The 14,034-nt window shown below is 60.4% G+C and carries 11 protein-coding genes; all 11 read left to right on the plus strand.

Going from position 1 to position 14,034, the window contains the following annotated elements:
• The first annotated feature begins 67 nt into the window (after positions 1-67).
• The 11 genes from VK574_RS08330 (at position 68) to VK574_RS08380 (ending at position 13,803) form a co-directional block, all read left to right on the plus strand.
• Complete coding sequence (locus tag VK574_RS08330) at positions 68-763, plus strand: response regulator transcription factor (protein ID WP_472799374.1); 696 nt, start codon at positions 68-70, stop codon at positions 761-763.
• Between the two features lie 243 nt (positions 764-1,006).
• Positions 1,007-1,096: a potassium-transporting ATPase subunit F gene (locus VK574_RS08335; RefSeq protein ID WP_472799375.1), complete on the plus strand. Its 90-nt coding sequence runs from the start codon at positions 1,007-1,009 to the stop codon at positions 1,094-1,096.
• A 1-nt stretch (position 1,097) separates the two neighbouring features.
• On the plus strand, positions 1,098-2,840 hold the full coding sequence (gene kdpA / locus VK574_RS08340) for a potassium-transporting ATPase subunit KdpA (protein WP_472799376.1): 1,743 nt from the start codon (positions 1,098-1,100) through the stop codon (positions 2,838-2,840).
• A 71-nt stretch (positions 2,841-2,911) separates the two neighbouring features.
• Positions 2,912-5,014 (plus strand): potassium-transporting ATPase subunit KdpB, encoded by a 2,103-nt coding sequence (kdpB, locus tag VK574_RS08345; RefSeq protein WP_472799377.1) that lies wholly within the window; start codon positions 2,912-2,914, stop codon positions 5,012-5,014.
• 10 nt (positions 5,015-5,024) lie between these two features.
• Positions 5,025-5,645, plus strand: coding sequence for a potassium-transporting ATPase subunit KdpC (gene kdpC, locus VK574_RS08350; protein ID WP_472799378.1), 621 nt, complete (start codon positions 5,025-5,027; stop codon positions 5,643-5,645).
• A gap of 144 nt (positions 5,646-5,789) precedes the next feature.
• Positions 5,790-6,542, plus strand: a complete 753-nt coding sequence (locus VK574_RS08355; protein ID WP_472799379.1) for a (Fe-S)-binding protein — start codon at positions 5,790-5,792, stop codon at positions 6,540-6,542.
• Positions 6,539-8,002 carry a LutB/LldF family L-lactate oxidation iron-sulfur protein gene (locus tag VK574_RS08360; RefSeq protein ID WP_472799380.1) on the plus strand — a complete coding sequence of 488 codons (1,464 nt, stop codon included), beginning with the start codon at positions 6,539-6,541 and terminating at the stop codon, positions 8,000-8,002. The genes VK574_RS08355 and VK574_RS08360 overlap by 4 nt, the downstream gene beginning before the upstream one ends.
• Positions 7,999-8,637, plus strand: a complete 639-nt coding sequence (locus VK574_RS08365; RefSeq protein WP_472799381.1) for a LutC/YkgG family protein — start codon at positions 7,999-8,001, stop codon at positions 8,635-8,637. Before VK574_RS08360 ends, VK574_RS08365 begins: the two co-directional genes overlap by 4 nt.
• Positions 8,638-8,831: 194 nt before the next feature.
• A complete protein-coding gene (locus VK574_RS08370; protein ID WP_472799382.1) occupies positions 8,832-10,025 on the plus strand; it encodes a sugar isomerase in 1,194 nt (397 codons plus the stop codon).
• A gap of 65 nt (positions 10,026-10,090) precedes the next feature.
• Positions 10,091-12,310 (plus strand): bifunctional rhamnulose-1-phosphate aldolase/short-chain dehydrogenase, encoded by a 2,220-nt coding sequence (locus VK574_RS08375; RefSeq protein WP_472799383.1) that lies wholly within the window; start codon positions 10,091-10,093, stop codon positions 12,308-12,310.
• Positions 12,311-12,333: 23 nt separating this feature from the next.
• The gene (locus tag VK574_RS08380) at positions 12,334-13,803 is read left to right on the plus strand and encodes a rhamnulokinase (RefSeq protein WP_472799384.1); all 1,470 of its coding nucleotides are present in this window, start codon (positions 12,334-12,336) and stop codon (positions 13,801-13,803) included.
• The last annotated feature ends 231 nt before the right edge of the window (positions 13,804-14,034 follow it).

Consider the following 14,034-nt stretch of genomic DNA (forward strand, 5'->3'; position numbering starts at 1 on the left):
TGGTCTCCACCCGGAATCATACCGGTCCCGCCCGATGATGTAAGCTGCGGATGGAAGAAGTGCGAAAATGCCGGGCAGAATCCTTGTCATCGACGATGAACCGCAAATCACCCGCGTGCTTCGCGCCGCATTGTCCGCGCAAGCCTTTGATGTACGCACCGCCAACGATCCTGAAGAGGGTCTTCGCCTCTTCGCCGAGTGGCCGCCCGACCTTGTCATTACCGACCTCATGATGCCCGGACTTAGTGGTGTTGAGGTGTGCCGCGCCATTCGCACAACCTCATCCACGCCGATCCTCGTGCTTTCTGTGCGCGATCACGAGCGCGCCAAGATCGAGGCGCTCGACTCCGGAGCCGACGACTACGTCACCAAGCCCTTCAGCATCCAGGAACTGCTCGCGCGCGTCCGTGCCCACTTGCGGCGCGCGCCCGAGCGGACCGAGTCGGCCGTCGTCGCCGGCGATTTTGTTATCGATGCCGCCGCACACAGCATCGAAGTTGCGGGCAAGCCAATCCACCTGACCCCTAAGGAATTTGAACTTCTGCTCCACCTTGCGCGCCATGCCGGCAAGGTTATTACGCATCGCGCCCTGCTTACCGCTGTCTGGGGCGCGCAATCGGCTCATCAGCCGGAGTACCTCCGCGTCTTCGTCGGCCAGCTTCGCAAAAAGCTCGAAGCCGAATCCGGAAAGCAGTTCATTCAGACGGAACCCTGGGTGGGCTATCGCTTTGTCCCCGAGGGTTTCAACGCCAAAGAAGAGTAGACCCCAGCGCCGCTCATTAAGGCTGAATCGTCTATATCTTTATATTTCCTTTAGATTTCCCTTCCACGAACGTAACGCCCCAACCCGCAAAATCGATTTTGGCGTCTCAGAGGCCCGTACGGCTCTGTGCCGCTCTGAATCGAGGGACTTCGCATGCAAGATCTCGTCATGCTCTTCTTCACCGCAGTTTTTTTTACCGTGGCCTTTCTGTATGTCAAGGCCTGTCAGAAGCTGAGGTAAGACATGGACCTTGTCACCGTTATCGCTCTCTTGCTTTCGGTCCTGATGCTTATTTATCTCGGCGCCACGCTGCTCTATCCGGAGAAGTTCTGACATGTCTGCGAATGGCTGGTTGCAGTTTCTTTTCTTTTCTGTCGTTCTGGCGCTCCTCACGCGCCCGGTTGGCCTCTATATCGCGCAAGTGTTGGAACGCAAGCGCACCTGGCTTGATCCGGTTCTGCGTCCCATCGAGCGTCTGATCTACAAGGCGTGCGGGGTGCAGGCCGATCACGAAATGAACTGGCGCGAATACGCGTTCGGCGTGCTCGGATTCTCCGCGGTGAGCCTTTTGCTTACCTATGGGATCGAGCGTCTCCAGGCCGTAATCAAGCTATGGAATCCTCAGGGGCTCGCTGCTGTTGTTCCCGATCTTGCGTTTAATACGGCCGCAAGTTTCACGACGAACACCAACTGGCAGTCGTACACACCCGAGTCCACCATGAGTTACCTGACGGAGATGGCGGGGCTTGCCACGCACAACTTCTTCTCCGCAGCCGTCGGCATCGTAGTTGCGGTGGCGCTGATCCGCGGTATCAAGCGAACGATGTCCGGCACGATCGGTAACTTCTGGGTCGATACCACGCGCACGCTGCTCTACATCCTGCTGCCGGGATCCATCATCTACGCGCTACTGCTGGTCGGTCAGGGCGTGCCCCAGAACTTCAAGGCCTACACAACCGCCCACACAATCGAGAATCAGACGCAGACCATTGCGCAAGGGCCCGTGGCTTCGCAGGAAGCCATCAAGATGCTCGGTACCAACGGCGGCGGCTTCTTCAACGCCAACAGTGCTCACCCGTTCGAAAACCCCACTCCGTTCTCGAACTTTCTGCAGATTCTATCGATCTTCATCATCCCCGCCGGCCTGACCTTCACACTTGGCCGTATGACCGGTTCGCCGGGCCACGGCTGGGCGGTCTTCGCTGCAATGTACGTCCTCTTTGCTGCGGGATTCACCACCGTGTACTGGGCTGAAGCGCATCCCCATCCCTTGATCCATGGCGCTGCGCAAACCGCAACGGCCACAGCGCCTGGCGGCAACATGGAGGGCAAGGAAGTCCGAAACGGCATTGCCGAAAGCGCCTTGTTCGCCACCATCACCACGGATGCCAGTTGCGGCGCGGTGAATGGTACACATGACAGCTTCACCGCGCTCGGCGGCATGGTTGTTCTCACCAACATCATGCTCGGAGAAGTTATCTTCGGCGGTGTCGGCTCTGGCCTTTATGGAATTCTGATCTTCGTCGTTCTCTCTGTCTTCATCGCGGGTCTTATGGTCGGCCGAACCCCCGAGTACCTGGGCAAGAAAATTGAAGCCTACGACGTGAAGATGGCGATGCTTTACGTGCTTATCTTTCCGCTGATCATCCTGAATCTGACGGCGATATTTGTGATGTCGTCAAAGGTCGGACTCGCGGCGCTTTCGAACAGCGGGCCACACGGGCTGACCGAGATTCTTTATGCCTTCACATCGGGCGCGGGCAACAACGGCTCGGCCTTTGCTGGCCTGAATATTCCAGTGAATCCAACCACGCAGTGGTGGTACAACATCGCACTCGGCTTCGACATGCTGGTGGGTCGCTTTCTCATGCTCATCCCAGTGCTCGCAATGGCGGGAAATCTCGCCCAGAAGAAAAGCATTCCGCCGTCGCCCGGAACGTTTCCGGTTAACACTTCGCTGTTTACCGTCCTGCTCGTCGGTGTGGTCATGATTCTCGGCGCGCTCACCTTCTTCCCGGCACTTAGCCTGGGACCGATCCTCGACCATCTGCTACTGAAATCCGGACAGCTCTTCTGAGGAGACCTGACATGAGTTCTTACAACAAATTCAATTCTCCCGCTCAAGCTGAAGTTCATTCGGATTCAGGAATGCCTTCCGTTGAGCCTGCCTCATCCTCCGCGCTGCCGCCGGAGCATCATGAACATCGCAGAAAAAAATCCACTGAACAGAAGAGCCTGTGGAACACCGGGATTATTCGCCAGGCGCTCATCGACGCATTCCGCAAGCTCGATCCCCGCTGGATGGTCAAGAACCCCGTGATGTTTGTGGTTGAGGTCGGCAGCGTTTTGACCTCGGCCCTGCTCATCGACAACACCATCCACCACCGCGCGGGATTCGGTTTCAATCTCCAGATCACGCTCTGGCTCTGGTTCACTGTACTGTTTGCCAACTTCGCCGAGGCCATGGCCGAAGGCCGCGGCAAAGCACAGGCCGACACCCTGCGCAAAGCCAAGGGCGAAACCATCGCGCAGCGCTACACCGCTTCGGGGTCTCTGGAACAGGTAGCCAGTGGCCTTCTCCGCGCCGGCGACATCATCTACGTGCCTGCGGGTAGCTACATTGCCGGCGACGGCGAAGTGATCGAAGGCGTTGCTTCCGTCGACGAGTCAGCGATCACCGGCGAATCGGCACCCGTAATCCGCGAGGCCGGCGGCGACCGCTCGGCGGTAACCGGTGGAACCAAGGTGCTATCGGACTGGGTCAAGATCCGCATTACCTCTAATCCCGGCGAAACCTTCCTTGACCGCATGATTGCTTTGGTGGAAGGCGCGACGCGCCAGAAAACGCCGAACGAGATCGCGCTCTCGATTCTGCTCTCCGGCCTGACTATCGTCTTTCTGCTCGCGGTCGTGACGCTTCAACCCTTCGCCATCTACTCCAAAGCGCCGCAAACAGTCTTCGTGCTGGTCTCGCTGCTAGTCTGCCTGATTCCGACCACCATCGGCGGCCTGCTTTCCGCCATCGGCATCGCCGGAATGGATCGCCTAGTCCAGTACAACGTTCTGGCCATGAGCGGACGCGCCGTCGAAGCGGCTGGCGACGTGAACACCTTGCTGCTCGACAAGACCGGCACCATCACCCTCGGCAATCGCCAGGCCACCGAATTCATCCCGGCGCCCGACGTCACGCCGGAACGGCTCGCCGATGCCGCGCAGCTAGCCTCTCTCTCCGACGAAACGCCGGAGGGCCGCTCGATCGTCGTGCTGGCAAAGGAGAAGTACAACCTGCGCGGCCGCGATCTCGGCGGCATCCACGCCGAGTTCGTTCCCTTCTCCGCGCAGACGCGTATGAGCGGCGTCAACCTGCCTGGCGTTCGCATTCGCAAGGGTTCCGCCGATGCGATCGCCCGCTTCCTTGAAGACCAGGGATCGTCGCTGCCTAGAAAAGTGCGTGATGCTGTCGAAGAGATCGCCCGCGCCGGCGGCACACCGCTCGTCGTAGCTGAAAACTCCACAGCCCTGGGCGTCATTTATCTCAAAGACATTGTGAAAGGCGGACTCAAGGAAAGGCTTGCACGCCTGCGCGCCATGGGCATCCGCACCATCATGATCACCGGCGATAACCCCCTCACGGCGGCCGTAATCGCGCGTGAGGCAGGCGTCGACGACTTTCTCGCCGAAGCCAAGCCGAAAGACAAGATGGACCTCATCAAGCGCGAACAAGGGAAAGGCAAGCTTGTCGCCATGACCGGCGATGGCACCAACGACGCCCCCGCACTCGCGCAGGCCGACGTAGGTGTTGCCATGAACTCCGGCACGCAGGCCGCCAAGGAGGCCGGCAACATGGTCGACCTCGACTCCAATCCGACCAAGCTCATCGAAATTGTCGAGATCGGTAAACAGCTGCTGATGACCCGCGGCGCCCTCACCACTTTTTCGATTGCCAACGATGTGGCGAAATATTTCGCCATCATTCCAGCGATGTTCTCGGTGGCCTTTCCAGTACTCAATGCGCTGAACATCATGCACCTCCATTCGCCGCAGTCTGCGATTCTTTCAGCCGTCGTCTTCAACGCCATCATCATCGTGGCGCTGATCCCTCTTGCTCTGCGCGGCGTCAAATACGAACCCAAAGCCGCGGAAGCACTCCTGCGGCGGAACCTGCTCATCTACGGTGTCGGCGGCGTCATTATTCCGTTCATCGGCATCAAGGCCATCGACATGCTGCTCGTAGCCATGCACATGGCATAGGGGACTGAACATGCACGCAACAACGACCTTCGCTCCGTCAGCGCCAGTCCAGACTGCAACCGTCACTCACTCGATCTGGCGCACCTCCATCCGCTTCACGCTGCTTGCAACCTTGCTGTTCGGCATTGGCTACCCGCTCCTCGTCACAGGAATCGCAGGCACCCTGTTTCCCCACAAAGCGGCGGGCAGCCTGATCCTGAAAAACGGCCAGGTCATCGGCTCCGAACTCCTCGCCCAGAGCTTCACCTCCGATCGCTACTTCCACCCGCGCCCCTCCGCGGCCGGCAATGGGTATGATCCAACCTCCTCCGGCGGATCGAACCTGGCGCAGTCCAACGCCAAGCTCGTCCAGCGCATGCAGGGCGACATCGACAAGCTCGACGCGGAAAATCCCGGCCACCCCGTCCCCATCGACGCAGTCACCACTTCCGGATCGGGCCTCGACCCCGACATCACCCCCGACAATGCGACGTTTCAAGCTCGCCGCATCGCCAAGGCCCGCGGACTGACCGAAGCGCAGGTAAACGAACTCATTCAGCAGCACACCGCAGGCCGCACCTTCGGACTGCTGGGCGAACCGCGCGTCAATGTCCTTGAGCTGAATCTCGCCCTCGACAATCTCTCCAAATAGGGTTTCCCTGCAAATTGGGGGCGGAGCAATTCCTCCCCCGCCTTTTTCCTGCCTGGCGACATCTCTGCTGCGCACGATTCGACAAGCCTCTCCCCGCGAAATATCATCGTCTTTCACATCCTGCTTGTCTGATGGGTCTCGCGGATGCGCGCATCGCTCTTCATTACCTGCTACAACGACACGCTCTTTCCCGAAACCGGGCGCGCCGTAGTGCGGCTGCTCGAACGGCTTGGCATTACACTCGACTTTCTGCCGGCACAAACCTGCTGCGGCCAGATGCACGCCAACACCGGATTCCGCGGCGAGGCCTTTTCGCAAGCCAAACGCTTCGTCCAGCTCTATCGCGATACCGAATGCGTCGTCATTCCCTCCTCCTCCTGCGTCGCCATGATCCGAGACCAATATCAGGGCCTATTCGAGGAACTGGGAAATGAGGAACTGCGGCGGCAGTTCGCGGCACTGCTGCCCCGCGTCTTCGAGTTGAGCGAATTTCTCACCGACAAACTCGGCCTCGACGACGTCGGCGCATATTTCCCGCACCGCGTCACCTATCACGCCAGTTGCCACGGCCTTCGCGCACTGCAAGTGGGCGACCGACCCTTTCGCCTGCTCCGCAAAGTAAGCGGACTCGAACTGCTCCCCCTCGCCAACCTCGAGCGCTGCTGCGGTTTCGGCGGCACCTTCTCCGTGAAAAACGCTGAAGTCTCCACCGCCATGCTGGATGCCAAGCTCATTGACGTGCTCGCCACTGGCGCAGGCTATTGCACCGCCCTCGATAACAGTTGCCTGATGCACCTGGGCGGCGCGCTGCACCGCCAGAAGAAAGCCATCCAGACCATCCATATCGCCGGCATTCTCGCGAGCACTGTTGAGCATCCATACAGGGCCGGCCAATGACGACGCCCGCCCATCATCCGCCCGTAATGGACCCGCGCTTTGCGCCGCCGTTTCCCGCCGCTGCCCTTCCCATCCTCCAGAACACCCAGCTCCGCACCAACGTCGCGCACGCCACCGACGTGATCCAGACCAAACGCAACAGCCTTGTTGCTGAAAAGAGGGACTGGCAAGAACTGCGCAATTCCGCAGCTGCCATTCGCGCTCACGTTCTCGCGAATCTCGGCGATTATCTGGAGCAGTTCGAATCCAACTGCACCGCCGCCGGCGGGACGGTCCACTGGGCAACCGACGCCGCCGAAGCGCGCACCATCATTCTCGATCTCCTCCGTCAGGAAAAGGCTAGCGAAGTCATCAAGATCAAGACCATGACCTCCGCCGAAATCCAGCTCAACCCCGCACTGGAAGCAGCCGGCATCAGCGCAATCGAAACCGATCTTGCTGAATTAATCCTCCAACTTGGCGACGACGAACCCTCGCACATCGTCGTGCCCGCACTGCACGTCAATCGCCGTCAGGTGCGCGAGATATTTGCAGAGCGCATGGGGTTGCCCCAACTCTCCGACGATCCCCAGGCCCTAACCGCAGCCGCCCGCACTTACCTGCGCAGGAAATTCCTCAGCGTCCCCACAGCCATCAGCGGCGCAAATTTCCTCATCGCCGAAAATGGTTCGGTCGCGATCGTCGAGTCAGAAGGCAATGGCCGCATGTGTCTCACGTTGCCCCGTACGCTCATCGCCCTCGCCGGCATTGAAAAGCTCCTGCCGCGATTCTCCGATCTCGAAGTGATGCTGCAGGTCCTCGCGCGTTCGGCCACGGGAGAGCGCATGAATCCCTACACCTCGCTCTGGTCCGGTGTCGTTCCGGGTGATGGGCCGCAGCGCTTCCACATTGTGCTCCTCGATAACGGCCGCTCCCGCATTCTCGCGCGAAAGGTCGAGCGGCAAACCTTGCAATGCATTCGCTGCGCCGCCTGCCTCAACACATGCCCCGTCTATCGCCAGACCGGCGGACACGCCTACGGTTCCCCCTACGCCGGCCCCATCGGCGCAATTCTCACACCCCAGCTTGAGCGCATGCAGCACGCGCAGTCCCTGCCTTACGCGTCGTCCCTCTGCGGCGCCTGTTATGAAGTTTGCCCCGTCAAAATCAACATCCCTGAAGTCCTCATCGAACTCCGCGCGCAAGTCGTAAACCAGCAGCGCGCACAGAGCAGCCGATGGTTCGATCCAATGTTCATCGGCATGAAGGCCGCCAACGTTACCTTTGCCAGCGCGTCGCGCTTCCAAATCGCGCAACGACTCGGTCGCATCGGCCTCCGCGTCTTCACCCGCAGCGACGGCTGGATCCACCGCCTTCCCTCGCTTGGCGGACGCTGGACCCTCTCCCGCGATCTTCGCGCACTCCCCAACCAAACCTTTCGCGATTGGTGGGCAGCGCGTCCCTCGAAGGGGAACCGATGACGGCCTCTTCTTCACGCCGCACAATCCTCGATCGCGTCCGCGCCGCCACAAGCGCCGATGCGAATACCTACGCCGACATTCCGCGCAACTACACGCATCGCGGCGCGCTCGACACCGCTGCCCGTCTGCATCTCATGACCGAGCGCCTCCTCGAGTACGGCGCCGAAGTCATCGAAGCCTCGCCCGCTGATCTTCCCGCCACCGTCGCGCATCAACTTCAATCCAGCGGCCGCCGAACCTTTGTCGCGTGCCCCGCCCTTCCCCCTGAATTGCTGCCTCCCGACGTCAACTTGAAACTCGACAACGATCTCTCCTTCGACGAGATTGAGCTTTGCGACGGAGTTCTCACTGGTTCCTTCGCAGGCATCGCAGAATCCGGCACCATCGTCCTTCACCATTCGCCCAGCGAAGGTCGCCGCATTCTCACCCTTCTGCCCGACTTCCACCTCTGCATTCTCCGCGCCTCGCAAATCGTCGAAACCTTGCCCGAATACTTTGCCCGCTGCCCCGAACTGCCCCGCCTCGCCACCTACATCTCCGGCCCCAGCGCCACAGCCGACATCGAAATGACCCGCATCAAGGGCGTTCATGGACCCCGTTTCCTCAGCGTGATCATCGTCCGCGACGATCTCTAGGCGTTAGTGCAACCGCTCACGTCCTTTCGGCCGGAGGAAGACGCAGACTTCGGCCGCTGACAAACTCATGTCTCTGTGGAGGGAGCGTGGGGGCTTCAGTCCCACTAATCACGGCCATAAAATGAGAGGCTTTAGCCCCGGCTTTTTCTCAAGTCCACACCCGTCAGCGCTACACTTGCAGAGCAGAGGCAGCCATGAGTCCATCTGATTCCGCTCTCTTCGAAACTGCGGCACACATCCTCGATCGCTTCCAAATTGAAATCCCATCCTGGGGATTCGCCAACACCGGCACGCGCTTTGGCAAGTTCGTGCAGTCCGCCGCCGCCTCCACCCTTGAAGAGAAATTCAATGACGCCGCCGAAGTGCATCGCCTCACCGGCGCCACTCCCACGCTGGCACTCCACGTGTTGTGGGACCTGCCCAGCGGCCTCGCCGATGTCGAACAGGTTCAGGCGCTCGAGCGCACCACCGGCATCCGTGCGGGTTCCATCAATCCCAACCTCTTTCAGGATCAGCAATACAAGTTCGGCTCCCTCTGCAATCCTTCTGAAGAAATCCGAGGAAGCGCCCTGAGCCACGTGCTTGACTCCATCGAAATCGCCCGCCACTTGCATGCGCGCGACATTTCCCTCTGGCTCGCCGACGGCTCCAACTACCCCGGCACGCAGTCCATGCGCCGCCGCATCGAGTGGCTTGAAGAAGCGCTCCGCACCGCGCACCAGCGCCTCGCCCCAGATCAGCGTCTTCTCGTCGAATACAAGCCCTTCGAACCTGCCTTTTACCACACTGACATTGCCGACTGGGGCATGTCCTCGCATCTCTGCCGCACAGCCGGGCCACAGGCTTTCGTTCTTGTGGATACCGGCCACCACTACCTCTCGCAAAACATCGAGCAGATCGTTGCCTGGCTCCTGCATCTGAATCTCCTCGGCGGATTCCACTTCAACGATCGCCGTTATGCCGACGACGACCTCACCCTCGGCTCCATCGATCCTTACCAGGTCTTCCGAATCTTTCACGAGCTCCACAACCCCCACTCCAAAGAGTCAGACGGCGGAGCCGCGTTCATGATCGATCAGAGCCATAACCTCAAAGGCAAAATCGAGGCCATGGTACAGACCGTCGCCACGGCGCAGGAATTGTGGCTCAAGGCTGCGCTCATCGATCGGGAACAGCTCGCGGTCCTGCAGCAATCCTGCGATCTTGTCGCGGCTGAGGAGCTCTTCCGCGGCGCTTTCTGGCGCGACGTTCGCCCGCTGCTTGCTTTATGGCGTCAATCGCGCGGTCTCGCCGCCGACCCGCTCAGTGCGCTCCGCGAAGACGGTTATGTCGAGCGCATCACGCGCGAACGCGCCGGCCGGCAGTCCACCGTCGGCAGCTACGCGTGACTTTGCGCTTTCGGCGGTAAAATTGAACTCTGGCACTTCGATCAATTCCCATCTGGTGGTGCACTATGTCGCAGGCAACTCTCCCAACCGCAACGCTACGCTTCCTCGAAGACCGCTGGGATCCCGCCGTTGCTTCTTCGCTCGACGAGCCCGAGCTTCTGCGCTATCGCTCCAACCTGCTCGGCTCTGACCTGCGCATCACCAACTTTGCCGGCGGCAACACCAGCTCCAAGGTGATGGAGACAGATCCCCTCACCGGCGAACCGGTTGAAGTCATCTGGGTCAAAGGATCGGGCGGCGACCTTGGCAGCATCAAGCGCACCGGTTTCGCCACCCTCTACCAGGAAAAGCTGCTCGCACTTGAGCGCAGCTACAAGGGCGTTGACACCGAAGACGATATGGTGGCGATGTATCCCATGTGCGCCTTCCGCAACAACCCGGTCGCCGCATCGATTGATACGCCGCTGCACGGCTTTCTTCCCTTCCCGCACGTCGATCATCTCCACCCCGACTGGGGCATTGCCCTGGCTGCATCTGCCAATGGCAAAACGAAGATGGACGAGTTCAATCGCGAGTTCAACCACACGCTCATCTGGATTCCGTGGCAGCGGCCCGGCTTTGAGCTCGGTCTCATGATGCGCGATGCCCTCCGCGCCAATCCGGGATGCGATGGAATCGTCCTTGGCGGCCACGGTCTTTTCACCTGGGGCCAGACCCAACGCGGATGCTACCTCAATACCGTCATCATCATCGATCAGATTGGCCAGTTCATCGCACGCCACGGTGAGACAAAGGCGACAGTCCGTTTTGGTGGGGAATCTGTACCCTCGCGCAACGATCGCCATGATCTCGCGCTCGAGGTTGCGCCACACCTCCGCGGCCGCGTGAGCTCACAGCATTGTTGGATCTCCAGTTTCAGCGACGCGCCCGACGTGCTCCAGTTCGTCAACTCCGCGCAAGCCGAAGAACTAGCCTACCTCGGCACCAGTTGCCCCGACCACTTCATCCGCACCAAGATTCGTCCCATGTTCGTGCCCTGGCCGAAAAACGGCAGCATCACCGATCTCAAAGCGCAGATCGATCGATCGCTCACCGAATATCGCGAACAGTACTGCACCTACTACCACTACTTCGCCACGCCCGATTCCCCCTCGCTTCGCGACCCAAGCCCCACCGTCGTCCTCATCCCCGGACTCGGCATGTTCAGCTTCGGCAAAAACAAGACTGAGGCGCGCATCGTCGGCGAGTTCTACACCAACGCCATCCACGTCATCGAGGGAGCAACTCTCCTGTCCGAGGGCAAGGTCTCCGGCACCCTTCCGCAATGTGGAGAGGGGATGGAGCCCGCAAGCTTCAAGACCTTCAGCAACTATGTCGCCCTGCCGCCCATCGAGGCCTTTCGCATCGAGTACTGGGCGATGGAAGAGGCCAAGCTGCGCCGTCAGCCGCCCGAGAAAGAACTCAGCCGCCGCATCGCTCTCGTCGTTGGCGGAGGCAGCGGCATCGGCCGCGAAGTCGCACATCTCGCCGCCGCCCGCGGAGCGCACGTCATGATCGCGGACTACGATAGCGTCGCTGCAGCCCGTGTCGCCGCTCAGCTGGCGCACATCACGCAAAAGGAATTTGTTGCCACAACCGCCGTCGACATCCGCAGCCGCGATACGATCCGCGATGCGATCCGCGCCACCATCGCCGCATTCGGCGGCATCGACATCCTCATCAACACCGCTGCGCTTTTCCCGTCGTCATCCGATGGCAAAATCGGCGACGATCTCTGGTCCGCGACGATGAACATCAACGTCACCGCCAACTTCATCCTTGCCGACGAAGCCGCCAAATTCTTCGCCGAACAGGATCTCGATGGCTCCATCGTGCTCACCAGTTCCGCAAATGCAGTGGTACCCAAGCGCGGCAGTGAGGCCTACGACGTCAGCAAGGCCGCTCTTTCGCATCTGGTTAGAGAACTCGCCGTTTCGCTCGCGCCGAAAGTCCGCGTCAATGCCGTAAGTCCCGCCACCGTCGTCAAAGGCAGCACCATGTTTCCCCGCGACCGCGTCCGCGCCTCGCTCACCAAGTACAACATCGCCTTCGACGATTCCAAATCCGACGACGAATTGCGCTCGTTGCTCGCGGGCTATTATGCCCAGCGTACGCTGACCCATCGCCCCATCGATCCGGCTGACTGCGCCGAAGCCATCCTCTTCCTCGCCGGCCCTAAGGCTCACTGCACCACCGGCCACATCTTTCCCGTCGACGGAGGATTACCCGAGGCATTTCTCCGGTGAGTTCTCCCAGAGATTCAGATTGGTTGCCCCCGGTCTCGCGTTTGAGACCGGGGAGCGAACCGGACCTCAGCGACCAACTTCAGCGTGATCCTCGCGCCCGCGTTGCCATCGACCTCGGCGCCGAAAGCTGCCGCGTCTCCGTTCTTCGATCGGTGGATAACGGTCCCATCATCACCGAGGTCCACCGTATTCCCGATGGGCCCGTCTCCAACGGCTCCTCGCTCCGTTGGCCCCTCCAGCGCATTCTCACCGGCATCGAAGAAGGCCTTCGCCAGGCGGCCTATCTCGCCACAGAAGGCATAGCCTCCATCGCCGTCGATGGCTGGGCTGTCGACTACGTTCGTCTCGATGAAGATGGAAACCCGTTGCACGATCCATTCTGTTATCGGGACGAGCGCACCATCGCCGCGAAGCACAAGGCCGACGCAGTTCTGCCTCCCGAGGAAACCTTTCGCAGAACAGGCGCGCAGCCCCTCCGCATCAATACGCTCTACCAGCTCCTTGCCGATTCTGAAAAAGAACAGCGCGCTCCCTGGCTTTGTCTGCCCGAGTTTGTCCTGCATTGGCTGGGCGCACCGAGAGTTGCCGAGTACACCAACGCCACCCACACCGGCCTGGTCGATCTCGCCACCGGCAACTGGGCCCCTGACATCTTCGCCACGCTCGGTCTGGACATCCAGGCCGCGCCCCGCATCGTTCCCCCGGGCACGCGGCTCGGTCGTCTGCAAGGCCCCCTGTCTGCGCTCGCTGCATTCCGCGATACCGAGCTCATCGCCCCCGCCTGCCACGACACCGCGTCCGCCATCGCAGGCATTCCCGCGGACCTCGACTCAACAGCATACATCTGTTCCGGAACATGGTCGTTGATCGGCACGCTCGTGTCCCAGCCCATCACAACCCCTCACGCCCTCGCCGCCCGCTACACAAATCAGGGCGCCGCCGCAGGCGGATTCTGCTTCCACACCAACGTCAATGGCATGTGGCTCCTCAAACAATGCATGGAGCAATGGTCTGCAACCGGTCGCAACTTCACCATCCCTGAACTCGTCGAGCGAGCCACCGCCTGCGCAGCCACTCCCATCATCAACGTCGATGCCGAGCCGCTGCTCCTCGCCGGCGACATGCCCACGCGCATCAACGAACAACTCGCCGCAGCCGGCCATTCTCCCATCGCGGACATCCCCGGCAACGAGCCGCTCTTCGCCCGCATGATCTTCGAAAGCCTCGCCACACGTTACGCCACCGCAATCGCCGATCTCGAACAGATGCTGCGTAGAAAACTCACCCGCATCCACATCATTGGAGGCGCCAGCCGCAACCGCCTTCTCGCCGATCTCACCGCACGCCAAACCGGCCTTCCGGTCGATTGCGGACATCCCGAAAGCTCCACCCTCGGCAATTTCGCCGTGCAGCTAGCCGCAAGCGAAAGCTCGGACGGCCATCTCAATCAAGCCAAACTCCGGCGCTGGGCCAGCCTACTCGGAGACTACTGACTCTTCTCCCAACTGGAAGTATCATTCTGAGCGAACGGGGCCGCAAACGTTTTTAGTTTGCGGATGGTGAGCGAAGGATCTGCTTTTAGGGCTTTCATCGTTTCCACCGGAAGAAGCGTTGGGTTTTCAGCCCCACGAATAACGTCCCTGAAATCATTGGGCTCAGCCCCTGTGCCCGACAAAACTTTAGTGCTATTTACGTTCTTCCGATTTCGTACTAACTTCGGTACA

Source organism: Occallatibacter sp., from assembly GCF_035317045.1.
Classification (GTDB): domain Bacteria; phylum Acidobacteriota; class Terriglobia; order Terriglobales; family Acidobacteriaceae; genus Telmatobacter.

What these genes read in the sequence shown, in the direction of transcription:
- VK574_RS08330 (WP_472799374.1), top strand. Translation starts at nt 68, where the DNA reads ATGCCGGGCAGAATCCTTGTCATCGACGATGAACCGCAAATCACCCGC.
- VK574_RS08335 (WP_472799375.1), top strand. Translation starts at nt 1,007, where the DNA reads ATGGACCTTGTCACCGTTATCGCTCTCTTGCTTTCGGTCCTGATGCTT.
- kdpA (WP_472799376.1), top strand. Translation starts at nt 1,098, where the DNA reads ATGTCTGCGAATGGCTGGTTGCAGTTTCTTTTCTTTTCTGTCGTTCTG.
- kdpB (WP_472799377.1), top strand. Translation starts at nt 2,912, where the DNA reads ATGCCTTCCGTTGAGCCTGCCTCATCCTCCGCGCTGCCGCCGGAGCAT.
- kdpC (WP_472799378.1), top strand. Translation starts at nt 5,025, where the DNA reads ATGCACGCAACAACGACCTTCGCTCCGTCAGCGCCAGTCCAGACTGCA.
- VK574_RS08355 (WP_472799379.1), top strand. Translation starts at nt 5,790, where the DNA reads ATGCGCGCATCGCTCTTCATTACCTGCTACAACGACACGCTCTTTCCC.
- VK574_RS08360 (WP_472799380.1), top strand. Translation starts at nt 6,539, where the DNA reads ATGACGACGCCCGCCCATCATCCGCCCGTAATGGACCCGCGCTTTGCG.
- VK574_RS08365 (WP_472799381.1), top strand. Translation starts at nt 7,999, where the DNA reads ATGACGGCCTCTTCTTCACGCCGCACAATCCTCGATCGCGTCCGCGCC.
- VK574_RS08370 (WP_472799382.1), top strand. Translation starts at nt 8,832, where the DNA reads ATGAGTCCATCTGATTCCGCTCTCTTCGAAACTGCGGCACACATCCTC.
- VK574_RS08375 (WP_472799383.1), top strand. Translation starts at nt 10,091, where the DNA reads ATGTCGCAGGCAACTCTCCCAACCGCAACGCTACGCTTCCTCGAAGAC.